At 62.0% G+C, this 26,283-nt stretch carries 27 protein-coding genes; 10 read left to right on the top strand and 17 right to left on the bottom strand.

The annotated features are described in order from the left end of the window. Positions 1 to 33: 33 nt before the first annotated feature. The 3 genes from HX851_RS04850 to betC all read right to left on the bottom strand — a co-directional run bounded on the left by HX851_RS04850 (position 34) and on the right by betC (position 4,316). On the bottom strand, positions 34 to 1,602 hold the full coding sequence (locus tag HX851_RS04850; RefSeq protein ID WP_177061971.1) for a SulP family inorganic anion transporter: 1,569 nt from the start codon (positions 1,600 to 1,602) through the stop codon (positions 34 to 36). 259 nt (positions 1,603 to 1,861) lie between these two features. After that, positions 1,862 to 2,782 (bottom strand): choline ABC transporter substrate-binding protein, encoded by a 921-nt coding sequence (choX, locus tag HX851_RS04855; RefSeq protein ID WP_177061974.1) that lies wholly within the window; start codon positions 2,780 to 2,782, stop codon positions 1,862 to 1,864. A gap of 19 nt (positions 2,783 to 2,801) precedes the next feature. Beyond that, the gene (gene betC / locus HX851_RS04860; RefSeq protein WP_177065192.1) at positions 2,802 to 4,316 is read right to left on the bottom strand and encodes a choline-sulfatase; all 1,515 of its coding nucleotides are present in this window, start codon (positions 4,314 to 4,316) and stop codon (positions 2,802 to 2,804) included. 114 nt (positions 4,317 to 4,430) lie between these two features. On the opposite strand from betC, the gene HX851_RS04865 reads away from it, so the two are divergent. Together HX851_RS04865 and HX851_RS04870 are read left to right on the top strand one after the other, a co-directional pair. Then, positions 4,431 to 5,381 (top strand): choline sulfate utilization transcriptional regulator, encoded by a 951-nt coding sequence (locus HX851_RS04865; RefSeq protein WP_177061978.1) that lies wholly within the window; start codon positions 4,431 to 4,433, stop codon positions 5,379 to 5,381. Positions 5,382 to 5,419: 38 nt separating this feature from the next. Continuing rightward, complete coding sequence (locus HX851_RS04870; protein ID WP_177065194.1) at positions 5,420 to 5,749, top strand: DOPA 4,5-dioxygenase family protein; 330 nt, start codon at positions 5,420 to 5,422, stop codon at positions 5,747 to 5,749. Positions 5,750 to 5,887: 138 nt separating this feature from the next. Here HX851_RS04870 and HX851_RS04875 read toward each other — a convergent pair whose 3' ends face one another. From HX851_RS04875 to trpB, 5 genes are all read right to left on the bottom strand, one after another. Then, on the bottom strand, positions 5,888 to 6,331 hold the full coding sequence (locus HX851_RS04875) for an anti-virulence regulator CigR family protein (RefSeq protein WP_177061982.1): 444 nt from the start codon (positions 6,329 to 6,331) through the stop codon (positions 5,888 to 5,890). A gap of 186 nt (positions 6,332 to 6,517) precedes the next feature. Continuing rightward, positions 6,518 to 7,654: a hypothetical protein gene (locus HX851_RS04880; RefSeq protein ID WP_177065197.1), complete on the bottom strand. Its 1,137-nt coding sequence runs from the start codon at positions 7,652 to 7,654 to the stop codon at positions 6,518 to 6,520. A gap of 140 nt (positions 7,655 to 7,794) precedes the next feature. After that, on the bottom strand, positions 7,795 to 8,889 hold the full coding sequence (locus HX851_RS04885) for a hypothetical protein (protein ID WP_177065199.1): 1,095 nt from the start codon (positions 8,887 to 8,889) through the stop codon (positions 7,795 to 7,797). A 208-nt stretch (positions 8,890 to 9,097) separates the two neighbouring features. Then, positions 9,098 to 9,907: a tryptophan synthase subunit alpha gene (gene trpA, locus HX851_RS04890; protein ID WP_177061988.1), complete on the bottom strand. Its 810-nt coding sequence runs from the start codon at positions 9,905 to 9,907 to the stop codon at positions 9,098 to 9,100. Next, positions 9,907 to 11,127, bottom strand: a complete 1,221-nt coding sequence (gene trpB / locus HX851_RS04895) for a tryptophan synthase subunit beta (protein WP_177061989.1) — start codon at positions 11,125 to 11,127, stop codon at positions 9,907 to 9,909. The genes trpA and trpB overlap by 1 nt, the downstream gene beginning before the upstream one ends. A gap of 111 nt (positions 11,128 to 11,238) precedes the next feature. On the opposite strand from trpB, the gene HX851_RS04900 reads away from it, so the two are divergent. Next, entirely contained in the window at positions 11,239 to 12,135 is an 897-nt protein-coding gene (locus HX851_RS04900) for a LysR family transcriptional regulator (RefSeq protein ID WP_177061992.1), read from the top strand. 144 nt (positions 12,136 to 12,279) lie between these two features. On the opposite strand, the gene HX851_RS04905 is transcribed toward HX851_RS04900, so the two are convergent. Further along, complete coding sequence (locus HX851_RS04905; RefSeq protein WP_177061994.1) at positions 12,280 to 12,606, bottom strand: ElaB/YgaM/YqjD family protein; 327 nt, start codon at positions 12,604 to 12,606, stop codon at positions 12,280 to 12,282. A 150-nt stretch (positions 12,607 to 12,756) separates the two neighbouring features. Here HX851_RS04905 and HX851_RS04910 point away from each other — a divergent pair, with 150 nt between their 5' ends. Further along, positions 12,757 to 12,972, top strand: coding sequence for a dodecin (locus HX851_RS04910; RefSeq protein WP_017129246.1), 216 nt, complete (start codon positions 12,757 to 12,759; stop codon positions 12,970 to 12,972). 134 nt (positions 12,973 to 13,106) lie between these two features. Further along, positions 13,107 to 13,334, top strand: a complete 228-nt coding sequence (locus tag HX851_RS04915; RefSeq protein WP_177061996.1) for a DUF1161 domain-containing protein — start codon at positions 13,107 to 13,109, stop codon at positions 13,332 to 13,334. A 60-nt stretch (positions 13,335 to 13,394) separates the two neighbouring features. Here HX851_RS04915 and HX851_RS04920 read toward each other — a convergent pair whose 3' ends face one another. After that, the gene (locus HX851_RS04920) at positions 13,395 to 14,396 is read right to left on the bottom strand and encodes an LLM class flavin-dependent oxidoreductase (RefSeq protein ID WP_177061998.1); all 1,002 of its coding nucleotides are present in this window, start codon (positions 14,394 to 14,396) and stop codon (positions 13,395 to 13,397) included. 358 nt (positions 14,397 to 14,754) lie between these two features. On the opposite strand from HX851_RS04920, the gene HX851_RS04925 reads away from it, so the two are divergent. Further along, on the top strand, positions 14,755 to 15,186 hold the full coding sequence (locus HX851_RS04925) for an OsmC family protein (protein ID WP_177062000.1): 432 nt from the start codon (positions 14,755 to 14,757) through the stop codon (positions 15,184 to 15,186). 245 nt (positions 15,187 to 15,431) lie between these two features. Then, complete coding sequence (locus HX851_RS04930) at positions 15,432 to 15,671, top strand: DUF1161 domain-containing protein (RefSeq protein ID WP_177062002.1); 240 nt, start codon at positions 15,432 to 15,434, stop codon at positions 15,669 to 15,671. 6 nt (positions 15,672 to 15,677) lie between these two features. Here HX851_RS04930 and HX851_RS04935 read toward each other — a convergent pair whose 3' ends face one another. Continuing rightward, complete coding sequence (locus HX851_RS04935) at positions 15,678 to 16,091, bottom strand: PA0061/PA0062 family lipoprotein (RefSeq protein WP_177062004.1); 414 nt, start codon at positions 16,089 to 16,091, stop codon at positions 15,678 to 15,680. Between the two features lie 164 nt (positions 16,092 to 16,255). Here HX851_RS04935 and HX851_RS04940 point away from each other — a divergent pair, with 164 nt between their 5' ends. Next, positions 16,256 to 17,332 carry an aminopeptidase gene (locus HX851_RS04940; RefSeq protein WP_370590649.1) on the top strand — a complete coding sequence of 359 codons (1,077 nt, stop codon included), beginning with the start codon at positions 16,256 to 16,258 and terminating at the stop codon, positions 17,330 to 17,332. Positions 17,333 to 17,485: 153 nt separating this feature from the next. On the opposite strand, the gene HX851_RS04945 is transcribed toward HX851_RS04940, so the two are convergent. Further along, positions 17,486 to 18,130 (bottom strand): HAD family hydrolase, encoded by a 645-nt coding sequence (locus HX851_RS04945; protein ID WP_177065201.1) that lies wholly within the window; start codon positions 18,128 to 18,130, stop codon positions 17,486 to 17,488. 28 nt (positions 18,131 to 18,158) lie between these two features. Continuing rightward, on the bottom strand, positions 18,159 to 18,707 hold the full coding sequence (locus tag HX851_RS04950; protein ID WP_177062010.1) for a gamma carbonic anhydrase family protein: 549 nt from the start codon (positions 18,705 to 18,707) through the stop codon (positions 18,159 to 18,161). 54 nt (positions 18,708 to 18,761) lie between these two features. Between HX851_RS04950 and prlC the strand changes: the two genes are divergently transcribed. Further along, complete coding sequence (prlC, locus tag HX851_RS04955) at positions 18,762 to 20,861, top strand: oligopeptidase A (protein ID WP_177062012.1); 2,100 nt, start codon at positions 18,762 to 18,764, stop codon at positions 20,859 to 20,861. Next, complete coding sequence (locus tag HX851_RS04960; protein WP_177062014.1) at positions 20,858 to 21,142, top strand: YheV family putative zinc ribbon protein; 285 nt, start codon at positions 20,858 to 20,860, stop codon at positions 21,140 to 21,142. The genes prlC and HX851_RS04960 overlap by 4 nt, the downstream gene beginning before the upstream one ends. 63 nt (positions 21,143 to 21,205) lie before the next feature. On the opposite strand, the gene HX851_RS04965 is transcribed toward HX851_RS04960, so the two are convergent. The 4 genes from HX851_RS04965 to HX851_RS04980 all read right to left on the bottom strand — a co-directional run bounded on the left by HX851_RS04965 (position 21,206) and on the right by HX851_RS04980 (position 26,167). Further along, entirely contained in the window at positions 21,206 to 22,156 is a 951-nt protein-coding gene (locus HX851_RS04965) for a SphA family protein (RefSeq protein ID WP_177062017.1), read from the bottom strand. 95 nt (positions 22,157 to 22,251) lie between these two features. Next, entirely contained in the window at positions 22,252 to 23,703 is a 1,452-nt protein-coding gene (locus HX851_RS04970) for an aldehyde dehydrogenase (protein ID WP_177065203.1), read from the bottom strand. A gap of 70 nt (positions 23,704 to 23,773) precedes the next feature. Beyond that, positions 23,774 to 25,060 carry an MFS transporter gene (locus tag HX851_RS04975; protein WP_177062021.1) on the bottom strand — a complete coding sequence of 429 codons (1,287 nt, stop codon included), beginning with the start codon at positions 25,058 to 25,060 and terminating at the stop codon, positions 23,774 to 23,776. Between the two features lie 120 nt (positions 25,061 to 25,180). After that, the gene (locus tag HX851_RS04980) at positions 25,181 to 26,167 is read right to left on the bottom strand and encodes an AraC-like ligand-binding domain-containing protein (RefSeq protein WP_177062024.1); all 987 of its coding nucleotides are present in this window, start codon (positions 26,165 to 26,167) and stop codon (positions 25,181 to 25,183) included. Between the last annotated feature and the right edge of the window lie 116 nt (positions 26,168 to 26,283).

The following is a 26,283-nucleotide window of genomic DNA, read 5'->3' on the forward strand; positions in this document are numbered from 1 at the left end:
CACAGGATGAGTGTCTGAGGGGGGCGAGTGTGTTCAGTCCTCGAAGCGGATCGGGCACTTATCCACACCCTCCAGCTTGACCAGTTCCTCGACCACCGGGGCCCGCGCCTTTCTCAAGGTCAGGCTGCGGCCGTCCCGCGCCAGGCGCCGGGCTTCCTGGTGCAGCATCTCCACCCCGGAATAGTCGATGAAGTTGATCTGCTGCGCCTCGATCACTACCCGCGGGCCATGCAGCCGTTGCAGGCGTACCTGCAGGTAATGGCTGGCGCCGAAGAAGATCGAGCCGCCAACCCGCAGCACATCCTCGTCACCGTCGCGCCAATGCTGCACCCGTGGCTGTGAGGTACGTTTCAGGTAGAAGAACAGCGACGCCAGCACCCCGGCATAGATAGCCGTCTGCAATTCCAGGAGCAAGGTCGCCACGCAGGTCAGGGCCATCACCGCGAACTCGGCATGGCTGACCCGGAACAGCGCCCGGATACCGCGGTGATCCACCAGGCCCCAACTGATCAGCAAAATGCTCCCGGCCATGGCCGGAATCGGGATATGGGCGATCAGCGCCGAGCCGCACACCGCGAACAACGCCACCCATAACGCCGAGAACACCCCGGCCAGCGGCGAGCAGGCCCCGGCTTCGTAGCTCAGGGCGGCGCGGGTGAACGAGCCGGCGGACAGGTAGCCGGAAAACAGACTGCCGACGATATTCGACAGGCCCTGGGCGCGGACTTCCTGGTTGGCATCGAGCAGTTGTTGCGAACGTGCCGACAGCGAACGGGCGATCGACAGGCTGGTGACCAGCCCGAGCATGCCCACGGCGACGGCACTGGGTAGCAGCCGCAGCACCGTCTCGATATCCAGCGGCAACGGGCTGAACGGCGGCAGGCGCCCGACGAAGCCCTTGACCAGTTGCACATGGCCGAACATCCCCGGCCATAGCCAGACCAGCAGGCTGGCGAATACCAGGGTGATCAGCAAGGTCGGCCAGCGCGGCAGCAGCGACTTGAGCACCAGCCCCAGCAGCAGCGTGCCGAGGCCAAGGGCCAGCGATGGCCGGTCCAGTTCGCCGACATGCCGCACCAGCGCCAGCAGGCTGTTGAGGGCGGTGGCCTGGTTCGCCACATCGATGCCCAGCAGGTTGGGCAATTGCCCCAGGGCGATGACCACGGCGGCACCGAGGGTGAAGCCGAGCACCACCGAGTGGGAGACGAAATTCACCAGGGCGCCGAAACGCAGCATGCCCAACAGCCACTGGAAGATGCCGGCGATAAAGGTCAGCAACAGGATCAGGGTGATGTAGTCCTGGCTGCCGGGCACGGCCAACGGGCTGACACTGGCGAACAGGACAATCGAGATCGCGGCGGTCGGGCCGCAGATCAGGTGCCACGACGAGCCCCAGAGGCAGGCGATCAGCACTGGAATGATGGCCGCGTACAGCCCGTATTCCGGCGGCAGGCCGGCGATCAGGGCGTAGGCGACGGATTGTGGCAACGCGAGAATCGCGCCGCTGAGCCCCACCACCAGGTCACGGCTGACGCTGGTGCGGGTTTGCCGGGGCAGCCAGCTGAGAAATGGCAGGATTTTGTGGCGGTTGGTCCAGCCCATGGGTCTCTCGGTTGGTTGAGTCGGCGTCAGGGTGAAGTATTGGTGTGACAGGAGCGAGAAGCCGTGTCGGATCTTGTGGCGAGCGGGCTTGCCCGCGCTCGGCTGCGAAGCAGTCGTAAAACCGGTCACCTCGGTCTATCTGACGCACCGGGTTCATAGATTTTAGGGCCGCTTCGCGCCCCAGCACGGGCAAGCCCGCTCGCCACAGGTTATGGTGCATCTCAACAGGTTGCGTTGGATCTCACAGGTTGCGCGAGGATTAGAGCTTCGCCTTCACCACCGGCAACGCCTCCTGGCCATCCGCGGTCTTGACGCCGTCCAGCCACTTGTCCAGCACCGCCGGGTTGGCCTTGATCCAGGCCCTGGCCGCATCGGCGTTGCTCAGCTTCTTGTTCGCCACCTCGGCCATGATGCTGTTTTCCATGTCCTGGGTGAAGCTCAGGTTGCTCAACAACTTGCCGACGTTCGGGCAGGCCTGTGCATAACCCTTGCGGGTCACGGTGTAGACACTGCCGGTATCGCCGAAGTACTTCTCGCCGCCCTTGAGGTAATGCATCTTCATCTGCACGTTCATCGGGTGCGGGGTCCAGCCGAGGAAGACCACGAACTTCTGCTTCTTCACCGAACGGGCGACCTCGGCCAGCATTGCCTGTTCGCTGGACTCCACCAGTTTCCACTGGCCCAGGTCGAACTCGTTCTTCTTGATGATCTCCGCCAGCGAGGCGTTGGCCGGCGCGCCGGAGCCGATGCCGTAGAGCTTCTTGTCGAACTTGTCGGCGAACTTGGCCAGGTCGGCGAAGTTATGCACACCCGCGTCCCAGACATAATCCGGGACCGCGAGGGTGAATTCGGTGCCGTCGAGATTCTTCGCCAGTTGGGTGACATCGCCGTTGGCCACGAACTTGTCGTAGAAGCCCTGCTGCGCCGGCATCCAGTTACCGAGGAAGACATCCACCTGGCCATCCTTGAGGCCGCCGTAGGTGATCGGCACCGCCAGGGTGTCGACCTTGGCCTTGTAGCCCAGGCCGTCGAGCAGCAGGCTGGTAATGGCGTTGGTCGCGGCGATGTCGCTCCAGCCCGGGTCGGCCATCTTCACCGTGTCGCAACTCTGCTCGGCATACGCGCTCAGGCTGCTCACGGCCAGCAGCCCGGCGGTCAGTACTGTGGATAACTTCTTCATGGCCTTCCCCTTGTGTTCGTTATTGGTTTTGGCAGGGTTGTGGATAACGAGCCTTGCGCTCCAGATCGTCGAGGTCGATATGGTTGCGCATGTATTGCTGACTGGCGTCTACCATCGGCTGGTGGTCCCAGCTCTTCAGCTTTCCGAGGGTCAGGGCGTCGGCGACGAAACGCCGGCGCCGCTGACTGGCGAGCACCTGTTGGTGGATCGCCGGGATATTCCATTTCGCCCGGGCTTCGGCCAGGAAGTCGTTGAACAGCGCCTGGTGCTGCGGTGACCGGCTGAGTTCTTCCTCTTCGTGTGGGTCGTTGTGGACATCGAAGAGCAGGCACGGGTCGTCTTCGCTGTAGATGAATTTGTAGGCGCCCCGGCGAATCATCATCAACGGGCTGATGGTGCCTTCGGCCATGTACTCGCCGAACACTTCGTCATGCCCGCCCTCGCCGCGCAGGTGCGGCAGCAGCGAACGACCGTCCAGCGGCAGTTCGTCGTGCAAGGTGCCACCGGCCAGCTCGACCAGGGTCGGCAGCAGGTCGGCGGTGGACACCGCGGCGCTGACCCGTGCGGCGGCGAACTGTCCCGGTGCGCTGATCAGCAACGGGACGCGGGCGGCCATCTCGAACCAGTGCATTTTGTACCAGAGGCCGCGTTCGCCGAGCATGTCGCCATGGTCGCCGGAGAACACGATCACGGTGTCTTCGGCCAGGCCGGTGTCTTCCAGGGTCTGCAGGAGTTTGCCGACATTATGGTCGATGTAGCTGCAGGCGCCGAAGTAGGCGCGGCGGGCGTCGCGGATCTTATCCACGGGCAGCGGCTTGTCCCACAGGTCGTAGACCTTGAGCAGGCGTTGCGAGTGCGGATCGAGGCTGTCCTGGACCGGGGTCTGCGGTAGCGGGATATCCTCGTCGCGGTACAGGTCCCAGAACGCCTTGGGAATGGTGTACGGATCGTGGGGATGGGTCATCGACACGGTCAGGCAGAACGGCTGGTCGCCGTCTTCGCGGATATGGTCGAACAGGTACTGCCGGGCCTTGAACACCACCTCCTCGTCGAAATCCAGCTGGTTGGTGCGCACGCAAGGCCCGGCCTGCAGTACCGAGGACATATTGTGGTACCAGCTGGGGCGCACGTCCGGCTCGTCCCAGTTCACCGCCCAGCCGTAGTCGGCCGGATAGATGTCGCTGGTCAGGCGTTCTTCATAGCCGTGGAGCTGGTCCGGTCCGCAGAAGTGCATCTTGCCCGACAGCGCGGTGCGGTAGCCGAGGCGGCGCAGGTAATGGGCATAGGTCGGTACATCGGCGGGGAAATCGGCAGCGTTGTCGTAGGCGCCGATCTTGCTCGGCAACTGGCCGCTGACCAGGGTGAAGCGTGAAGGCGCGCACAACGGGCTGTTGCAGTAGGCGGCATCGAATACCACGCCGTCGGCGGCCAGGCGGTCCAGGTTGGGCAGCTTGATCGGCGACGGACCGTAGAACGGCAACAGGGGCGCGGCCATTTGATCGGCCATGATGAAGAGAATGTTCTTGCGCTTCATGATGTCGCGGCATTCCATAGTGAATTGTTATGCGATAGTGCTGTGATCCAGCATGTGGCCCACGCCATGTGCGGTAAAGCCCATGCCACACAATGACTAGGATAAGTACAGCTTATGTTTGATGCCTTGGGTGACCTGTCCCTCGACATGCTCCGGGTTTTCGAAGCGGCGGCCCGCCATCGCAGCTTTACCGCGGCGGCGGTGGAGCTGGGCACCACCCAGCCGGCCATCAGCCAGCAGATCAAGCGCCTCGAAGAACAGTTGGCGACACGCCTGTTCGACCGTATCTACCGTGGCATCGAATTGACCGAGGCCGGCTCGATCCTGTTCGAGCAGGTGCAGGCCGGGTTGCAGAGCATCGACAGCGGCTTGAGCGCGGTGACTGCCCACAGCCAGCACGAGGTGTTGCAGGTCGCCACCGACTTCGCCTTTGCCGCGTATTGGCTGATGCCGCGTCTGCACCGCTTCCATGCCGCCAATCCACAGGTCGATGTCAGCCTGGTGACCAGCGAGCGTAGCCACAACATGCTGCGCACCGATATCGACGTGGCGGTGCTGTTTGGCCAGGGACGGTTCAAGCAGGGCGAAAGCCATTGGCTGTTCAGCGAGGAAGTGTTCCCGGTGTGCAGCCCGCAATTGCTCCAGGGGCGTGAGCGGCCGTTATCGACCCAGTGCCTGCTGGATTTCCCCCTGCTGCACCTGAAGGGCGAGAACAGCAGCCACTGGTTCGACTGGAGCGGGGTGTTTCGCGAGCTGGGCCTCACCACCGCGCCGGCACCCGGGCAACTGCGTTTCGACAACTACACCTTGCTGATCCAGGCCGCGATTGGCGGCCAGGGCGTGGCCATCGGCTGGCGGCACCTTGTGGATAACTTGCTGGAGCAGGGCCTGCTGTGTCGACCGATCAACGAGAGGGTGCTTTCGACGTTCGGTTATTACGTGGTGCTGCCGCCGCGCAAACGCCGGGGACCGTTGATCCAGCGCTTTTTCGACTGGCTGATGGCCGAGCAGGCCAACAGTGCCCAGTCACTGGTGGGACTGGGATTGCCGTCGATTGCGGTGTAGCGTTGAGCCATTACCCAGGATCAACGAAAGAGAGCGGTATGCAACGTATCAAGGGCTACCACGCCCATATCTACTTCGATGTCTCGACGATGGATCAGGCACGTGAACTGTGTGAGCTGGCGGCGGCGACCTTTCCGTTGCGGATGGGGCGTATGCACCAGCGTCCGGTGGGGCCGCACCCGGACTGGAGCTGCCAGCTGGCATTCGACGCCCAGTATATCGGCGTCGTCTTGCCGTGGCTGGCGCTCCATCGCAAGGGCCTGGTGGTGTTCATGCACCCGTTGACCGGCGATGACCGGGCGGACCACAGCGACCATGCGATCTGGATGGGCGCGATACGGCCGCTGGACCTGTCGATATTCCGGTGATTCTCCTGTTTTGATCGTTCCCACGCTCCGCGTGGTAACGCCTCCCTGGACGCTGCGCGTCCGCTCTTGTGATGCAGAGCGTCACGGGCTGCATTCCCACGCAGGAGCGTGGGAGCGATTAAGCGCTGTGGCGTGCAATCAATAGAGCACGCTGTTCAGCACTTCATAGACGATCCCCGTCCCCACCTCGATCAGCGCGACATCGCCGCCAACCCGACGCCACTCGTAACCGTGGTACACCGGCAGACGCGCCACGGCGCGTGGGTCCAGGCGTTCGCCGTAGTAACCGTGGGGCAGCGGCTGGCCGCGCATCACGCGGATGCCCGGCGGTGGCGGGGCACCACGGGTGAAGTGTTCGCGGTCGTCATGGATGATCTGCCGAACCGGGCCGAAATCCTGTGGCGGACGGCGCCAGTTCTGTTCCCCCGGACCCCGGTCGGGACCTCTTCCCTGCTGCTGGCCATAACCGCCGCGATCGTGATCCGGACCGCGACCGTCATCCTGCGGCGCCGCTTGCAGCAGCGAACTGGCACCGAGCATCAGCACGCCAAGACCGGCAACCAGGCGTTTGGGCATTTTCATCGGGGTATTCCTCACACACAGCTAATACAGCGAAAAAGAGGTTTGAAGACAGAGCTTCAAACCTCCTGGGTCTTGCTGTTTAGTCTGTGTGGGGACGCATAGATTCCTTTGTATCAGGAACTTTACCCTTGGCTGTAAAAGTAAGCTCTACGATACATAAAAATTTCGCCCTGTTCATACATTGAATTATGGGGAGGTTTTCTCCCGTAGGTGAATGGCACTCCGTCCATCCTGTCTTTTTTCTACAGACATGACAGTAAATTCTGTTTTACGCTTGAAAAAAACACCGCTGTCGTTTTCTGATGAGAACTTATAGGGCCGGCCTTCAATGTGAAATAACACGCTATTTTTGTCGTCATCTTTGCCGAAATCTTGCTGTCCAAGGGTGACGGGGAGGAATTTCTTTACCGTTGTCGAGCTGTTTGAGTTCGCCGCAATCCTGTAGTGTCTGAGTTCTTCAATTGATAAAGTGCTGTTGTGGGTATAGGTTTCTATTTTTTCGGCCTTATCGGTCAGGCCGATATTGGCCAACTCCCTGATATGACCAGGCGTAAATGACTTTATGTTCGAGTCCAGGCTTTTGGGTTTACTTTCGCTCCTGCCATTAAGGAAATCGAGGCCGTCCGTGCTGAATAGCAATTCAGCGGCTTTTTTCCCATTCAGCCTGACTTTTTCTGCTTCCGGCTCCAGTTTCTCTATTTTCGAGTTCTTTTCAACCAGTTGGTTTTTCAGCACCACGTACTGCTTGTTTCGTTCATCGAGAGCATCTTGTTGTTTTTTTATATCAATATTATTTCTAATCGTTTGAATAGGAGCTTTCGAGTTGATCTCTGCAAACTCTCTTGGCAGGGCCTCACTGAGATTGCCGAGTATCCGATGGCGAGTCACGGCTTTGTCAACGGAGTCAGGAAAGATGGTTGAATAATCTTTTCCTCGAATCTCGCAATACAATTCACGGGATTTATTTTTAAAACCTTTGTGCGCGCTCAGGTACATGTCTTCGCCGTTGCCGCGTAAGTAAAGCGCATGCTTTTCGGATTTTAATCCGAATTTTTTCAGTGTTCTGATATGAACCGAGTTTTTGTCATCGCCTGGAAGCTGGGATTTCAGGCGGTTGGCTAACTTTATGTTTTGCTCTAATTGAGCTTTATGTTTTTCATGCGCATTTATTTCCTTGTTTATGAATGCAATGTTCTTGGCTTGATCTTCCGCCTGGTTTTGAACCTTGACCAGGTTCTTACAGATGTTCATCTCTTTACGATGGGCAAGATGCTGAGCTGCGCGCACGGGGGCTTTGAAAATATTTATTATGTTGTTGGACACCAATATTCTCCTGGGTTGTCATTTGAATGACGACTTAAATTACAGTGTTGGCGAGAAATGAACGTCAGGCGGGAAGAGAACATTACCGTCGATAATGAGCTCTTCCCTGTTGTTTTTTGAGTTATCGCGTACCGGACGGGTTAAGCCGAGCCGGGCTTGCTCCGAGACTCCCAGAAAGCTTTCATTTGGCCAACCTGCCCCTCCGTTATTCCTGTTGTACTGTTTTCGGGATTGCTCTGGGTTCTATTCAGGTTTTTCAGGAGATCCACTTTTCGCATTTTTCGTATTGGCGTGGAATTCGTCCCGGCTTCCGACTTGCTACGTTTGACGAGTGAGGCTGGCTGCGCACTCTGGTCATCAGGTGTTTTTTGTTCGTTTTTGAATATTTCCTCAAATTCTCGTTCTATATCTTCTGCAGGCATTTTAATAAGCGTTGAGTCTGAGTAAAATAGTTTGTCGAACTCGCTGTCTATAGAATCATCAGCTGTTGGATTGCTATTCGACCGATCAAACATTTTCTCCACGGCTTCGGCTTCGGCTTCGGCTTGGGAGTTTTTGCCAGGAGCGCTTTGACTTCTCTCCAGGATTGCCTTGGATTGTGAAGCGTCTACAGCTTTTGTGGTGTTGTCCGGGGGGGCGCTCAGGCTTCTATCCATATCCCTTTTACGTGGCTTTGGGATCGGCTTGACGCCAGTGCTGGCGCCCGAGTTTTTGCATGCGACCGGTGGCGGTGGCGGATTGAAGTCTGGAGGGGGGAGAGTGTCATCATGCAGCTCCCTGCCCGAGACAGACCTTAGTTTATTCTGCTCAGCAACGTCGATTTTGATAATTGAATTAACCAGCTCGTTATTATGTTCTCTATGCGAGGCTAAACAATTTTTAAGATTTTCTTGAATGGTGACGCACTTTATTTTTTTGCCGAATTTGCCAAGTTCAAAATTTTTCATGTATTGAGGAAGCTCTGAAGCCCCCCCATCACGCAACCTGAATGTTTCCAATATGCTTCTATTTGGACTGAAATATAGACCGCCATTTTCTTTGTTAAAGCGAAGATAACCGCCGCCTTTTACGTTTTGAACGTTGCTGACCTCCGTTACCAATCTTGTAAGAAGCTTTATATTTTTTTGGTTAACCTGAAGTTGTGCTGCCAACTCGGTACGCTTTATGCTCTCGGACCTATTGAACCATTCAGTGTTCTGAGTAGTGCCTGCGGTAGATATTGAACCTGCACCCATTTTTTAACTCCCTTGCCCTATTCCATTATTTATATCTTTCACTCGCCGAACGCGCATGAAAGACAAGCGGGAGATGCTCAGCCACTTTTATCCGGCAACGCTTTCAATAAACGCACACCGAGACGATGATTGGATTATTACGCCCATGAAAAAGGGCTTCAGCGCTGTAGCGCTGAAGCCCTTCGGGTGTTACCGGTGACTCGATGGCTCAGTTGCGCGCGGTGCGCACCCCTTCCGCCAGTGCCGCGCATAGGCTCAGCACGCCATCGACGGCCTGTTCGTCGCTGGTGGCGTTGGCGATGTGGTCGATCAGCGCCGAGCCGACCACCACGCCGTCCGCCAGGCGGGCGATGGAGGCGGCCTGTTCCGGAGTGCGGATGCCGAAGCCGATGCTGATCGGCAGGTCGGTGTGGCGACGCAGGCGGCTCACCGCCTCTTCGACGTGTTCCAGGGTCGCCGAGCCGGCACCGGTCACGCCAGCCACCGAGACGTAGTAGACGAAGCCGGAACTGCCGTTGAGCACGGTGGGCAGGCGCACGTCGTCGGTGGTCGGGGTGGTCAGGCGGATAAAGTCCAGACCGGCGGCCTGGGCCGGGTCGCACAGCTCGCCATTATGTTCCGGCGGCAGGTCGACCACGATCAGGCCGTCGACACCGGCGGCCTTGGCGTCGGCGATAAAGCGCGGCACGCCGTAGTGGTGGATCGGGTTGAAGTAACCCATCAGCACCAGCGGGGTCTCGTTGTTGTCGGCGCGGAACTCGCGCACCATCTGCAGGGTTTTCGCCAGGTTCTGTTTGGCGGCCAGGGCGCGGATATTCGCCAGCTGGATCGCCGGGCCGTCGGCCATCGGATCGGTGAAGGGCATGCCCAGCTCGATCACGTCGGCACCGGCCTTGGGCAGGCCCTTGAGGATCGCCAGGGAGGTGTCATAGCCCGGGTCGCCGGCGGTGACGAAGGTGACCAGGGCGGCGCGGTTCTGTTGTTTCAGCTCGGCAAAGCGGGTTTGCAGGCGGCTCATCAGTGTTTCTCCTGCTGGGATTGCTGCATGTGGTGCATGACGGTTTGCATGTCCTTGTCACCGCGACCGGACAGGTTGACCACCATCAGGTGATCCTTGGGCAGGGTCGGTGCGCGCTTGAAGACTTCGGCCAGGGCGTGGGCGCTTTCCAGGGCCGGGATGATGCCTTCGAGGCGGCAGCACTGGTGGAACGCGGCCAGGGCTTCGTCATCGGTGATCGAGGTGTACTGGACGCGACCGATATCGTGCAACCAGGCGTGTTCCGGGCCGATGCCGGGGTAGTCGAGGCCGGCGGAAATCGAGTGGGCGTCGATGATCTGGCCGTCGTCGTCCTGCAGCAGGAAGGTCCGGTTGCCGTGCAGCACGCCCGGTACGCCACCGTTCAGGCTGGCCGCGTGCTTGCCGGTCTCGATGCCATGGCCGGCGGCTTCGACGCCGATGATTTCGACGCTGGTGTCATCGAGGAACGGGTGGAACAGGCCCATGGCGTTGGAGCCGCCGCCGATACACGCCACCAGGCTGTCGGGCAGGCGCCCTTCCTGGGCCTGCAACTGCTCGCGGGTTTCCTTGCCGATCACCGCCTGGAAGTCGCGAACCATGGCCGGATACGGATGTGGACCGGCGACGGTGCCGATCAGGTAGAAGGTGCTGTCGACGTTGGTCACCCAGTCGCGCAGGGCTTCGTTCATCGCGTCCTTCAGGGTGCCGGTGCCGGCCACCACGGGAATGACTTCGGCGCCGAGCAGCTTCATGCGGAACACGTTGGCCTGCTGGCGTTCGATGTCGGTGGTGCCCATGTAGATCACGCAGTCCAGGCCGAAGCGCGCGGCCACGGTGGCGGTGGCCACGCCGTGCATGCCGGCGCCGGTCTCGGCGATGATGCGTTTCTTGCCCATGCGCCGCGCCAGCAGGATCTGGCCGATGCAGTTGTTGATCTTGTGCGCGCCGGTATGGTTCAGCTCTTCACGCTTGAGGTAGATCTTCGCGCCACCGCAGTGTTCGGTCAGGCGTTCGGCGAAATACAGCGGGCTTGGACGGCCGACGTAGTCGCGCTGGAAGTAGGCCAGTTCCTCGATGAACGCCGGATCGGTCTTGGCGGCTTCGTATTCACGGTTCAGGTCGAGGATCAGCGGCATCAGGGTTTCGGCCACGTAGCGACCGCCGAATGCGCCGAACAGGCCATTGGCGTCGGGGCCGTTGCGCAGATTGGACTGGGTCATGGGAAGCTCCAGAGGGGCGAATGAATGAGCGATGGGTTCACTCTAACCATGACAGGCGCGGATGAAAACCGATAAGATCGCCATAACCTGTCAGGAAAACTCACAGATACCATGAGCCGCGACCTGCCCCCGCTCAATGCCTTGCGCGCCTTCGAGGCCACCGCCCGTCTGAACAGTGTCAGCCAGGCCGCCGAACAACTGCACGTGACCCACGGGGCGGTCAGCCGGCAATTGAAGGTCCTTGAGGAACACCTGGGACTGAGCCTGTTCGTCAAGGACGGACGCGGCCTTAAACTCACAGATGCCGGCCTGCGCCTGCGTGATGCCAGCGCCGAGGCCTTCGAGCGCCTGCGGGCGGTGTGCGCCGAGCTGACCCGGGACTCGGTGGATGCGCCGTTTGTCCTGGGTTGTTCCGGCAGCCTGCTGGCTCGCTGGTTTATCCCGCGTCTCGGCCGACTGAATGCCGACCTGCCGGATCTGCGTTTGCACTTGTCGGCGGGTGAAGGCGATCTCGATCCGCGCAAGCCGGGTCTTGATGCCCTGCTGCTGTTCGCCGAACCGCCGTGGCCGGCGGATATGCAGGTGCATGAGTTGGCCAGCGAACGCATCGGGCCGGTGATGAGCCCGCACTTCGCCCGCTACGGGGCCCTGCTCAACGCGCCGGCCCGGGCCCTGGTCGGCGAGCCGTTGCTGCACACCACGTCACGTCCACAAGCCTGGCCGAGCTGGGCCAGGCACAACGGTATCGATGTCAGCGAGTTGAAGTATGGGCAGGGCTTCGAGCATCTGTATTACCTGCTTGAAGCGGCGGTGGCCGGATTGGGCGTGGCGATCGCGCCGCAGCCGCTGGTGGCGGACGACTTGCGCGCCGGTCGCCTGGTCGCGCCCTGGGGCTTCAACGAAACCCCGGGACGGCTGGCGTTGTGGCTGCCCCGGCGCGCCGCCGATGGACGCGCCGGGCAGTTGGCGCAGTGGCTCAAGACCGAGTTGGAACGGGGCGTTCCCTGATCGGACTGACCGCCGGATGGGCGGCCCCTTGAAAACACCGCATACCCTGTAGGAGCCGGCTTGCCGGCGATGATGCCCTCAAGCCTTGTGGCGCCTGTCTGGACGCCATCGCTGGCAAGCCGGCTCCTACAAGAGGGGTGTCGCTCAATCCCCGCGTTTGCACAGCAGGTAGGCGGCCAGCAGGCCGAGGGCCCCGACCGCGACACCGGCGGTCGTCCACGGATGCTCCTGGGCGTAGTCGCGGGTGGCGATCCCGGTTTCACGGGTCTTGACCTTGACCTCCTCATACGCGTCGCTGAGCAGATGGCGGGAGTGCCGCAGGGCGCTTTCGGCATTGCCCTTCAGGGCCTTGAGGGTTTTGCGCGACTCGTCCGAAGCATCGTCTTTGAGGCTTTCCAGAGACTTGAGCAGGCTCTCGATCTCGGCTTCCATGCTTTGCAACGAGGCTTTGCGTAACGATGAATGGGCCATGTTGGTTCTCCTGCAGTGATGAGTGGCGTGTGAGGATTGGGACTGCACGGGTTTGCGAAAGTGCAGAAAATCTGCCGCCCACCCGCTCAGGGTCACTCGGGAAATCACTGCTAGGCTGTGTTTACTGCCCCGAAAGCCCAGGAGAACGCCATGAGTGATCATCACACCTACAAGAAAATCGAACTGGTAGGTTCCTCGCCCAACAGCATCGAAGAAGCGATCAACAATGCGCTGGCCGAGGCCGGCAAAAGCATCAAGCATCTGGAGTGGTTCGAAGTGCTGGATACCCGCGGCCATATCAAGGACAACAAGGCGGCGCACTTCCAGGTGACGTTGAAAGTCGGCTTCAGGATCGCCAATAGCTGACCGGATACTGGCCTTTTGAACTTCTACGCTGGCCGACTGCCATATTGATTGCTATACAGAAGGCTCTATCAAGCCTCATGTGCGTCGCCCAAAAGCCGACGCACTTTTTTTGATTCGACCAGGGAATGCGAGCGATGAAAAAACTTCTATTGGCGGTAGGTTTGTTGAGCATTGCGGGCACTACCCTTGCCGCGGGTAAGCCATGTGAAGAGCTGGAAGCGGAAATCCGGGCAAAGCTCGACGCAAAGCCAGTCCATGGTTATGCGCTGTCGATTGCCGACAAGGGTACTGGCCAGAATGATGGCAAAGTCGTCGGTACCTGCGAAGGCGGGACCAAGGAAATTGTCTACAAGCGCAAGTAATTTCGGTTGCCCTCAAAGCCGGCGCAGCGCGCCGGCTTTTTCATGGGCGTCGATAAAGCTTCAGCCCTTCATCACCTGCGCCAACAACTCGTAGGAATGCAGCCGGTCGGCGTGTTCGTACAGGTCGCAGGTGAAAATCAGTTCATCGGCCTGGGTCTGTTCGATCAGCACGTCCAGCTTGGCGCGGATTTTCGACGGGCTGCCGACCATCGCCAGGCCGAGGAAATCGCCGACCGCCTCGCGCTCATGGGGCAGCCACAGGCCGTCCATGGTCTTCACCGGCGGGCGCTGGACCAGGCTCTGGCCGCGCATCAGCGCGAGGATACGCTGGTAGACCGAGGTCGCCAGGTAATCGGCCTGCTCGTCGGTGTCGGCGGCCACCAGCGGCACACCGAGCATCACATAGGGCTTGTCGAGGACTTCGGACGGCTTGAAGTGGTTGCGGTACACGCGAATCGCCTCATGCATGAAACGCGGGGCGAAATGCGAGGCGAAGGCGTAGGGCAAGCCGCGCTCACCGGCCAGCTGGGCACTGAACAGGCTCGAACCGAGCAGCCACACCGGCACGTTGGTGTTGGTGCCCGGCATGGCGATCACCCGCTGGTCGGGGGTGCGCGGGCCGAGGTATTTCATCAGTTCGGCGACATCTTCCGGGAAATCGTCGGCGCTGCCCGAGCGCTCGCGGCGCAGGGCGCGGGCGGTCATCTGGTCGGAGCCGGGCGCGCGGCCCAGGCCCAGGTCGATCCGGCCCGGATACAGGCTGGCCAGGGTGCCGAACTGCTCGGCGATCACCAGCGGCGCATGGTTGGGCAGCATCACGCCACCGGAGCCGACACGGATGGTCGAAGTGCCGCCGGCCAGGTAGCCCAGCAGTACGGACGTGGCCGAACTGGCGATACCGTCCATATTGTGGTGTTCGGCGACCCAGAAGCGGTTGTAGCCGAATTTTTCTACGTGTCGGGCCAGGTCCAGCGAGTTGCGCAGGGATTGCCCCGGGCTGCCGTCCTGGCGCACGGGCACCAGGTCGAGGGTGGAAAACTTGACGTCGGACAGTCGCTTCATAAGCCTGCTACTCCTTTTTGGGGCACAGGCTTTCGGCGCGTGGCGAAATACCTGGCAATGTGTTCTGGCAATATGGGCATATACCCGAGTTTCAAGAGCCACCGGAATTTTTAGCCTGCAAAAAACGCAGAAGGCCCCTACACACCCCGATCGTTCCCACGCTCCAGCGTGGGAAGGCTTCTCTGGACGCTCCGCGTCCGCTGTTGTGACGCAGAGCGTCACGGGCTGCATTCCCACGCGGAGAGTGGGAACGATCATCATCACTTGATGATCACGCAGGGTGAACTTTGCAGGGCCGACTATCCTCAGAACCCTAGGTTCGGCGCAAACCCTCGCGCCGGCTTTTGAGGAGGCAGCTATGAGTATCACGAAGAAAGCATCGGCTCATTGGGAAGGCGACCTGAAAACCGGCATCGGCTCCATCTCCACGGAAACCGGCGTGCTGCGCGAGGCGCCCTATGGCTTCAAGGCGCGTTTCGAAGGCGGCCGGGGTACCAACCCCGAGGAACTGATCGGCGCGGCCCACGCCGGCTGTTTTTCCATGGCCCTGTCGATGATCCTCGGGGAAGCCGGGCTCAAGGCGGACAGCATCGACACCAACGCGCAGGTGACGCTGGACCAGGTCGACGGTGGTTTTGCGATTACCGCGGTGCACCTGATCCTCAAGGCGAAAATCCCCGGGGCGAGCCAGCAGCAGTTCGATGAGCTGACCCGCAAGGCGAAGGAAGGTTGCCCGGTGTCCAAGGTCCTGAACGCGAAAATCTCGCTGGATGCAACCTTGCTGAGCTGAGGATGGGCGGGCTTTTGTAGGTGCGGTACCTGTGGGTCTGAACTTGTGTGGGAGCGGGCTTGCCCGCGAAGCTTTTGAGCGATCTCAAGGGCCTCTTCTTCGCGGGCAAGCCCGCTCCTGCACAATGAGTCTGTCCGCGCAGATGTGAGCCGGGTCAGAACTTGGCTTGCCCGGTTGTGGTCCAATCGGGTGTGGCAACCCAGTGCGTACGCCCTTGCGACGCGTTGCCGCGAAGGAGCCTGACCATGAAACGCATTGCCCTGGGAATTTTCTGTTGTGCACTGGCTGCGTCGGCCCTGGCGGCCCCGAAAGATTGCCAGGAGCTGAAGAACGAGATCGAGGTCAAGATCCAGGCCAACGCCGTGCCGTCCTATACCCTGGAGATCGTCTCCAAGGAGGAGGCCGAGAAGCACGATCCCGCCATGGTGGTCGGGACCTGCGAAAACGGCACCAAGGCGATCATCTACCAGAAGAACAACGACTGAGGTCCTCTACGGCATGCAGAGCACATTCTGGCTTTCGCCGATCTGTTCCTGCTTGTCGTTGTAGAGCCGCGCGCTGGCGCTGAAGCTCCAGGAGATGGCTTCCAGGTGATAACGCCGGCCGGCTTCGAAGTGATCGTAGGGCACGGTGATGTAGCAGATGCGCTCCAGCGGATCGGTGTTCATCGCCATGCCGCCCACGTAGACATCGAAGTCGAAGCGCACGGTCAGTTCATGGGCGCCCGGGGTTACCTGGAAAAAGCGCCCGTCATCCAGGCGTTTTTTATCCACGCTTTCGGCCATGACCAGGGTGCCGGTGTGGGTGCCCATGTCGATCCAGGCCATTTGCGGGTCGACCGCCGGCAAAGGGCTGACGCAACCGCCAAGGCTGGCAAGGGCTAGGAAGGAAAGAAGCTTGCGCATGATGGACTTCGCTCGGTGATATGGGATTGAGCATACCCGTGATCGGTGCTTCGGGTCGCCTTGGCCAACATCCGGTGAACACCTGAGCCTCGACAATCATTCATGATTATTTTCCGCTCCGCGCGATAGTCTTGCGGCAAACCCCGACCGGATGACTTCCCATGGTGCACAGGCCGTGCTCAGGCCCCGGGCGACTCCCGCCCCTTTTACGTCCCGCGCTCGCCGGCGTGCTGCTGTTGCTTATCGGCGGTTGCAGCAGCGTGAGTTACTACAGCCAGTTGGCCGGCGGGCAGTTGAGCCTGTTGCGCGCCCGAGAGCCGGTCGACGCGGTGATCGCCGACCCGAGCCGCGATCCCAGGCTGCGCGAGCACCTGGCCCGCTCCCGGGAGGCGCGGACTTTCGCCAGCCAGCAGTTGCATCTGCCGGATAACCGCAGTTATCGCCTGTATGCCGATATCAAGCGGCCCTATGTGGTGTGGAATGTCTTCGCCACGCCGGAATTTTCCCTGACCCCGCGGAGTCACTGCTTCCCCATCGCCGGCTGCGTGGCCTATCGCGGTTACTACGACCAGGGCGCGGCCCGCGGCGAGGCGGCGCTGCAACGCCAGCAGGGCCTGGATGTGTACATTGGCGGGGTCGAGGCCTACTCGACGCTGGGCTGGTTCGACGACCCGATCCTCAACTCGATGATGAACTGGGGCGACGAGCGCCTGGCGACGCTGATCTTCCATGAGCTGGCGCACCAGCGCTTCTATGTGAAGGATGACACCGCGTTCAACGAGTCCTACGCCAACTTCGTCGAACAGGAAGGCACGCGCCAGTGGCGGGCCGTGCGGGGATTGCCGCCGGCCAAGGCCAACGATGTGGCGCAGAAGGATCAGTTCATCGAGTTGGTGCTGCATACCCGTGAACGCCTGCAGGCGCTCTACGCTCTGCCCTTGCCGGCCGAACAGATGCGTCAGCGCAAGGCCGCGGAATTCGAACGCTTGCGCGAGGAGTATCGCCGGGTGCAGGCGACGCAGTGGGCCGGGGACAAGCGCTACGACGCCTGGATCAACTCGCCACTGAACAACGCCAAGCTGCTGCCCTTTGGTCTGTATGACCAATGGGTGCCGGCGTTTGCCGCGCTGTTCCGGCAGGTCAACGGTGACTGGCCGGCGTTTTTCAGTGCGGTGGAGAAGCTCGGGGGCCTGCCGGCTGATGAGCGCAAGGCGGCCTTGCGTCGATTGATGCCTGGCTGACCGGCCTCTGTGGCGAGCGGGCTTGCTCGCGTTGGGGCGCGAAGCGTCCCTGAAACCTGTCGACTCAACGCACCAGGCAAACCGGGCTTGCAGGTTTTACGACTGCTTCGCAGCCGATCTCGGGCAAGCCCGCTCGCCACAGGGGACGACGCCCTACACAAACGCCCGATGCAACTCGGCCAGGGTCTGGAAGTGATACGCCGGCTGTTCGCCATCCAGCTCTTTGAAACTGCCGAAGCCATAACCCACCGCCGCCGCATCCAGGCCGTTGCGCCGGGCGCCGATCAGGTCGTGCTTGCGGTCGCCGATCATCAGCGTATTGCCCGGTTCCAGCTGTTCTTCGGCGACCAGGTGGGCGATCAGTTCCACCTTGTCGGTCCGGGTGCCGTCCAGCTCGCTGCCGTAGATCACCTTGAAGTGCCGGGCAAAATCGAAGTGCCGGGCAATCTCGCGGGCGAAGACCCACGGCTTGGATGTGGCGATATACAAGGTGCGACCTTGTCCGCCGAGGGTCTCCAGCAAGGGGGTGACCCCGTCGAACACACGGTTTTCATACAGCCCGGTGACCTTGAAACGCTCGCGGTAGAAATTCACCGCTTCCCAGGCCTTGGCCTCGTCGAAGCCGTAGAACTGCATGAAGGCCTGCAACAGCGGCGGGCCGATAAAGTGTTCGAGCTTGCTCAGGTCCGGTTCGTCGATACCCAGCTTGCCGAGGGCATACTGGATCGAGCGGGTGATGCCCTCGCGCGGGTCGGTCAGGGTGCCGTCGAGGTCGAACAAAATCGTCTGGTAATGCATGAAATACCCCAGTCTGTACAAATAACGATCAATCGACCCGGTGGTAACCTTCGGCGATATGCTGATCCTTGAGCTTCACGTAGTTCGAGGCGCTGTAGGTGAAAAACGCCTTCTCCTTGTCCGTCAGGGCCCGCACCTGCTTCACCGGGCTGCCAACATAGAGAAAGCCGCTGGCCAGGCGCTTGCCCGGCGGCACCAGGCTGCCGGCGCCGACGATCACCTCGTCCTCGATCACCGCCCCATCCATGACGATACTGCCCATGCCGATCAGGATCCGGCTGCCGACGCTGCAACCGTGCAGCATGACCTTGTGGGCGATGGTCACGTCGTCACCGATCAGCAGCGGGAAGCCCTCCGGATTGAAGGGCCCGGCGTGGGTGATGTGCAGCACGCAGCCATCCTGCACGCTGGTGCGGGCGCCGATGCGGATGCGGTGCATGTCGCCGCGGATCACCGTCAGTGGCCACACCGAGCTGTCGGCGCCGATCTCGACATCGCCGATCACCACCGCCGATGCATCGACAAAAGCCCCGGCGCCAAGGGCCGGCGTGTGATTCTGGTAGGTGCGAAGGGTCACGATAGGCTCTCTCTCTGTTGCTGATAGCTGCGGTGGGCATTGATTGTAATTAAGATGGCCCCATCTTTGTTCTTACATGTTTCTTCAGCCAAGGTGCCCACCGTGAGCGCGAACAACCCTCTTCTGCAGTCCTACGACCTGCCGCCGTTCTCGGCGATCCGTGCCGAGCACGTACAACCGGCCATCGAACAGATCCTCGCCGACAACCGTGCCGCCATCGAAGGCATCCTGCAAAGCCAGGGGAAAAATCCGAGCTGGGCCGGCCTGGTCCTGGCCATGGACGAGCTCAACGACCGCCTGGGCGCCGCCTGGAGCCCGGTCAGCCACCTCAATGCCGTGTGCAACAGCGCCGAACTGCGCGAAGCCTATGAGGCCTGCCTGCCGGCGCTGAGCGCCTACTCCACCGAGCTGGGCCAGAACCGCGCACTGTTCCAGGCCTTCGAAGCCCTGGCCAACAGCCCCGAGGCCGCCGGCTTCGACGTGGCGCAGAAGACCATTCTCGAACATTCCCTGCGCGATTTCCGGCTGTCGGGTATCGACCTGCCCGAAGCCGAGCAGAAGCGTTATGCCGAAGTGCAGAGCAAGCTGTCCGAGCTGGGCAGCCGCTTTTCCAACCAGTTGCTCGACGCGACCCAGGCCTGGACCAAACACATTACCGACGAGGCCGGCCTCGCCGGGCTGAGCGACTCGGCCAAGGCGCAGATGGCCGCCGCCGCCCAGGCCAAGGGCCTCGACGGCTGGTTGATCACCCTGGAATTCCCCAGCTACTACGCGGTGATGACCTACGCCGAGGACCGCGCCCTGCGCGAAGAGGTCTACTCCGCCTATTGCACCCGTGCCTCGGACCAGGGCCCGAACGCCGGCCAGAACGACAACGGCCCGGTGATGCAGGACATCCTCGACCTGCGCCAGGAGCTTGCGCAACTGCTGGGCTTCGCCAGCTTCTCCGAATTGAGCCTGGCGACCAAGATGGCCGACTCCAGCGACCAGGTGCTGACCTTCCTGCGTGACCTGGCCAAGCGCAGCAAGCCGTTCGCCGCCCAGGACCTGCAACAGCTCAAGGCCTACGCCGCCGAGCAGGGCTGCGCCGAGCTGCAAAGCTGGGACAGCGGGTTCTACGGCGAGAAACTGCGTGAACAGCGCTACAGCGTTTCCCAGGAAGCCCTGCGCGCCTACTTCCCGATCGACAAGGTGCTGGGCGGCCTGTTCGCCATTGTGCAAAAACTGTACGGCATCGAGATTGCCGAGCAGAAAGGTTTCGACACCTGGCACCCGGATGTCCGCCTGTTCGAGATCAAGGAGAACGGCCAGCACGTCGGGCGTTTCTTCTTCGACCTCTATGCCCGCGCCAACAAGCGTGGCGGTGCCTGGATGGACGGTGCCCGCGACCGTCGCCGCACCGTCGATGGCGTGCTGCAAAGCCCGGTGGCCAACCTGGTGTGCAACTTCGCCCCGGCCGACAGCGGCAAGCCCGCACTGCTGACCCACGATGAAGTGACCACCCTGTTCCACGAATTCGGCCACGGCCTGCACCACCTGCTGACCCGCGTCGAGCACGCCGGTGTCTCCGGCATCAACGGCGTGGCCTGGGATGCGGTGGAACTGCCGAGCCAGTTCATGGAGAACTGGTGCTGGGAGCCGGAAGGCCTGGCGCTGATCTCCGGTCACTACGAAAGCGGCGAGCCGCTGCCCCAGGACCTGCTGGAAAAAATGCTCGCGGCGAAAAACTTCCAGTCCGGCCTGATGATGGTCCGCCAACTGGAGTTCTCGCTGTTCGACTTCGAACTGCACGCCACCCACGGCGACGGCCGCAGCGTGGCGCAGGTGCTCGAAGGCGTGCGCAACGAGGTCTCGGTGATGCGTCCGCCGGCCTACAACCGCTTTCCCAACAGCTTTGCGCATATTTTCGCCGGTGGTTACGCGGCGGGCTACTACAGCTACAAGTGGGCTGAAGTGCTGTCGGCCGATGCCTTTTCCAAGTTCGAGGAAGACGGCGTGCTCAACGCCGAGACCGGCCGCGCGTTCCGCGAAGCCATCCTGGCCCGTGGCGGTTCCCAGGCGCCGATGGTGCTGTTCGTCGACTTCCGTGGCCGTGCGCCGTCGATTGACGCACTCTTGCGCCACAGCGGCCTGAGCGAGGACGCGGCAGCATGAGTGAGGCACCCGTGACCAGGACCAAGAAACGCTTTATCGCCGGGGCGGTCTGCCCGGCGTGCAGCGAGCAGGACAAGCTGATGATGTGGAGCGAAGACGACGTTCCGCACCGTGAGTGCGTGGCCTGCGGTTATGCCGATACATTGAATGAACAAGGCTTGTCGGTGCCCAAGGAACTGGGCACGCGGGTCAATGCACCGGTGGTGAAGGTCGCAGACAAGAAAGTCCAGACCGTGCAGTTTTTCCCCAATCCGAAGCTCAAGAAAGCCGAGGACAAGTAAACCCCCGCGTACGGGTCTCCCGAGGCGTCCCTCGCCCGGGAGACAGCGTCCCCTTTGTGTGCCCTATTTGCCGAACGGGATGATGAATTTCAGCCAGAGCCTTTCGCCCTGGGGCCGATATTCGCTTTCAAACTCATGCTGCCAGGTGGCGATGATCTGCGCCGGCCCGGCGTTGTACTTGATCGCCGGTCCCAGGGCGAAGGCCTGGCCCTTGAGTCCGTCCAGGCTATCGATGACGTCTTGCGTGGCCCGGTCGCTGACATGGTCGTCGGTGGTCTGCCGGTAGTAATACCCCGAGACACCCACCTGCCATTTGTCGATGTTGTAGCCGGCGGCGAAGTCGAAGTGCAATTCTTGCCCGGAACGGTAGTCGCTGCCAGTCGGGTTCAGCCCGGTAATCTGGGCGGAGGTGTTCTTCTGGTTGAAGTCGTACATGAACTTCATGTCCAGGGCGAAACCGTTGGGGTCGTAATAGGCAAACGCCACGACCGGCTCGAAGTTCCAGTAGTGTCGGCTGAAGTTGGCCTGGGCGTTGCGGTCGTAACTGCCGAGGGGCACGTTGATGTCCAAGCCGGTAGTGAGGTGCAGGCCATTGTCGAAATGCCAGCCCATGATCAGCGGATTCACGGTGATGTCCCCGACACCCCGGCGATGATCGTTGACCCCCGCCGCATCGACCTCCAGGTCCACCAGCGGGACGATGACGTGGCCACCCCAGTTCGCGCCCATGAATGTCTTGTCGCTGACGTAGACGGTTCGTGAAACCAGGGCATCGGCGCGGACCTTGAAGTCCGGCAGGAAGCCGGAATGGCCGCTGCCGTCATTGAAGCGATTGGCGCTGTATTGCGTCAGGTAGGTCAGCTCGTAGAGACCCGGTGGTGGCAGTGCCCCGGCCAGGTAGTTCTCGGCGCCGTTGGGATACACGCCGCCCCCGGTTTCCGTTGCCTGTGCGGCAGCGACCAGGCCGAGTGAGGCACAGAAGGTGGTGGCGATGCTGATATGTCTGATAGTCATGGTTGGATCTTCTTTTTATTAGTGGCCGGCCATGCGTCCGGCAGCCGTCGGCCGAGCGCATGTCGGGCAGTGGGGTTGCGGTGGTCTTGTCGGCGTTACAGCGGGTAGCGGCGTGGCTGCTGCTGGATCGTCATCCAGCGCAGGTCGGTGAACTCGGCGACGCCGGCTTCACCACCGAAGCGACCGTGACCCGAAGCGCCCAGGCCACCGAACGGCGCCTGCGGTTCGTCGTGAACCGTGGCGCCGTTGATGTGGCAGATCCCCGAACGGATCCGTCCGGCGACGTCCATCGCACGGGAAATATCGCGGGTGAACACGGCGGCCGACAGGCCATATTCGCTGTCATTGGCGATGCGGATCGCGTCTTCCTGGTCCTTGGCCCGGATCACCGATACCACCGGACCGAACGACTCTTGGGTATAGAGCTGCATGGCGGGGGTGACCCGGTCGATGACATTCGCCGGGATCAGCACGCCCTCCCCGTCGTCACCGGCCAGGCGTGTCGCTCCGGCTGCCAGGGCATCGGCGATCAGGGCCCGGACACGTTCCGCGGCCTGGGGATCGATGACCGAGCCCAGTGGCGTCGAGTGCTTGCGCGGGTCGTCCGCGCGCAATGCCATGGCCCGCTGTGCCAGGCGTTCGACGAAGGCTTCGGCGATGCCCGGGGTGACGATGACCCGCTCGGTGGACATGCAGATCTGCCCCTGATTCATGAAGGCGCCGAAGATCGCGGCATCCACGGCCGTTTCGAGATCGGCATCATCGAGCACCAGCAACGGCGCCTTGCCGCCCAATTCCAGCAGCGCCGGCTTGAGCTGGCGCCCGCAACGTTCGGCGATCAGCCGGCCGACCCGGGTCGACCCGGTGAAATTCACGCGCCGGACCGCCGGGGCATCGATCAGCGCATTGACGATGGCGCCGGCGTCCTCCGGGGCGTTGCTGAGGACATTCACCACCCCCTTGGGAAACCCCGCCCGCAGAAAGGCCTGGCCGATCAGCGAGTGCGTCTGCGGGCAGGCTTCCGAGGCCTTGAGGATGACGCTGTTGCCACAGGCCAGCGCCGTGGCGATCGCCCGCACCCCGAGGATCACTGGCGCGTTCCAGGGAGCGATCCCCAGCACGACGCCGGCGGCCTGGCGGATCGACATCGAGAAACAGCCGGGCATGTCCGACGGGATGGTTTCGCCCCGGACGGCCGTGGTCAGCGAGGCCGCCTCGCGCAGGATCGACGCGCCCAGGGCGATGTTGAACGTGGCCCAGCCCTGCGTGGCACCGGTTTCCCGGGCCATCGCCGCGGTCAGTTCCGCACTGAGGCCGAGCAGTTCGCTGGCCGCTTCCAGCAACAGCTTGCGCCGGTAATCCGGACCGCTCCGGGACCAGCCGACAAAGGCCTGGGCGGCGGCGTCGACCGCGCTGGCGGTGTCTTCGAGGGTGGCGGCGGCGGCGGTGGTGGCCACGGTGTCCGCGACAAAGTCGTGGCGCACGAACGTCGCACCGTTCGAGGCGGGCCGCAGCTTGCCGTTGATCAGTAACAGGGTGTTCGACATTTTGCGAATCTCTGGTTGGGAAGAAGCGATTGCGCGGTCAGTGTGTCGGTCGAGGACAGCCTCGCCGGTTTCAGGGCGCCAAGGTCCCGGCTTCCTTGCGCCGCGTACGTTCGGTCGCGGCCTGGACAAGACGTGGCGCGGTTTCGCGCAGGAACAGCGCCAGGCAGGTGCCGATGGCCAGGCCGACCATGGGAATCCAGAACACCTGGCCGATACCGAAGTGCTGCGCGACGAAGCCGGCGATCACCGGGGCCACGCCGCCACCGAAGAACTCGCCGGCTCCGGAGACGAAACCGATGGCCGAGGAGGTGAGTTGCGGGGATACGGCTTCGGTCGGGATGGGACCGGTAAGGATCGACGCCAGGCCGAGGCCGAAGAACGCGGTGATCGCCAGCCAGGTGAACAGCGTCACGCTATCCGCCGGGGCATGGAAAAAGCACCAGGTGCCGATGGCGGCGCCGATAAAGGCGATCACGGTCGCCAGCCGCCGGCCGATGATGTCCGACAGTCCCGAGATACCGAACTCACCGAGGAACCCGCCCCAACCCATCGCGGACAAGACGAAACCCATGGTGGCGGGGGTCAGGTGCAGTTGGTCCACCAGGTAGCTGGGGACCATCGCACCCATGACGAACACGCAGCTCATGGTGCAGAACAGGCAGGTGGCGGCCAGCAGCGCATTGCGCGACTTGAGCACCTGCAGCCAGGACGGCCTGTCGGCTGCCGGCGTTGCGGCGCGGGCCTGGCGGGTGAGGTGCGGCGGCTCGCGCAATACGCGATAGAGCAGATAGGCCACCAGTAGCCCCGGTAGCGCGACGAGCATGAACACTTCGCGCCAGGACGGCACCACCGCCAGCAGTTGCGTGGCGAGAATCGGTGCGATGCCGAAACCGAACAAGGCGAAGGTGCTCAGTTGCAGGCCCTGGTTCAGGCCACGTCGACGCGGATGCGAGGCTTCGGCGGTGGCGGCCACGCTGACCGGGCAGAAGGCGCCCTCCGCGGCCCCCATCACGCCACGGACCAGCAGCAGCGAGAGAAAGCCGGTGGCCATTCCGGAGAAGCCCGACAGTACGGAAAAGATCAGCAGTGCGGGAATCAGGATGGCGCGTCGGCCGACCCGGTCGGACACGTTGCCGATCAGGATGGAGAAGGCTCCCCAGGCCAGTGCCAGTGCGCCGACCAGCGTGCCGAGCTGGCTGTAGCTCAGGTGCAGGTCCTGCATCATGGCGGGAAACAGCGGGGCGAGAATCCAGCGGTCCAGGCCCACCAGGCCAAAGCCCAGGGCCAGCAGGAGGACGGCTTTCCATTCGTATCGCGAGTCGTGCGGTGTGGCGGATGTCTGATTATTGTTATTCATTTTTCTCTCCGGAAGCGGCTCGCTCGTTCTGTCGCGAGCACGCATCCGGGAGATTACGCAGTTGCCCAGGCGCTGCTTTGCCGCCAGGGAACGCCGGGTTTGTCGAGAGTGAACGGCGGCTCAATGAGCCGCGTTCGGCACGCCGTGCAGCGGTATCGACGACAGGACATCGGCCCGATAGCGGGTGGGTGACAGACCGAAGCGCGCCTTGAACGCCTTGCTGAAATGCGCGGCGTTGTTGAATCCCCAGTGGTAGGCGATGTCGGTGACCGAGCGGCTGGCCAGGCGACCGTCGCCGAGGGCGTCGCGGACACGCTCCAGGCGCGACTGCCAGATGAACTGGGCCACCGTGCTTTCGTCGTCGCTGAACGCCTTGTGCAGGTTGCGTTTGCTGCAGCGGAAGCGGTTGGCGATCAGCTCGACGCTCAACTGCGGGTTCATCAGGTTCTGTTGCACGAAGTCGTGGATCTGCAAGCGCAGGATCTCGCGGCTGGAGGGGGTTGCCGACTTGTGTCCGGATTCGAGCAGGGCCATGCGCAGCAGATGGGTGGCGATGGTGCCGAGTTCGGCGCGGGCACTGTGCTCGACTTCGTCGATCTCTGAAAACAGTCGTGCCAGATAGGTCGGCAGCATGCGTTCGACCCCCGCGCACTGGCCGAAGCCCCGGGCGGTCAGGGCGCCGACTTCACCGTTGCGCAGGCCCAGTTCCGCGCGTGGCACCAGCATCACCAGTTGGCGGACCCGCGAGAGGTTGGTCACGCTGTACGGGCGCCGCGTGTCATACAGTGCCCATTGGCCCGGCCCCAGGCAAGCCTCGCGACCGCCCTGGGAAAAGATCGCCCGCCCGCGTTGCTGCACCACCAGCTTGACCAGGTCGCGGTCGTCGCGGGAGATCATCGCCTGGCCGCGTTCGACACGGTGCGGCGTGGAGTCCAGCTGGCAGTATTGCAGCGTCCCGGCGTGGCCGAACATGGCCGAGGCCTCGAAAGGACCGTCACCGATCACCTGGGTGTCGAGGCGGCCGACCACATCCCAGATCAGGTTGCTCCACTGGTCGAGCTTTTCCCCGAGGGTTCCCACCGTGTTGAATTGAGAGGATGGCGTCATTCGGCATTGCCTCCGGCGTGCGGTTTTATTGTTGTTCTATCGGCGCAGCGGTCCTGGCCTTCCTGGTGGTCGCGTCGTCCATGCCGCTTGGTACGCTAGCAGGTGCCCGCCGGCTT

Source organism: Pseudomonas gingeri (assembly GCF_013385635.1).
Taxonomy (GTDB): Bacteria; Pseudomonadota; Gammaproteobacteria; order Pseudomonadales; family Pseudomonadaceae; genus Aquipseudomonas; species Aquipseudomonas gingeri_A.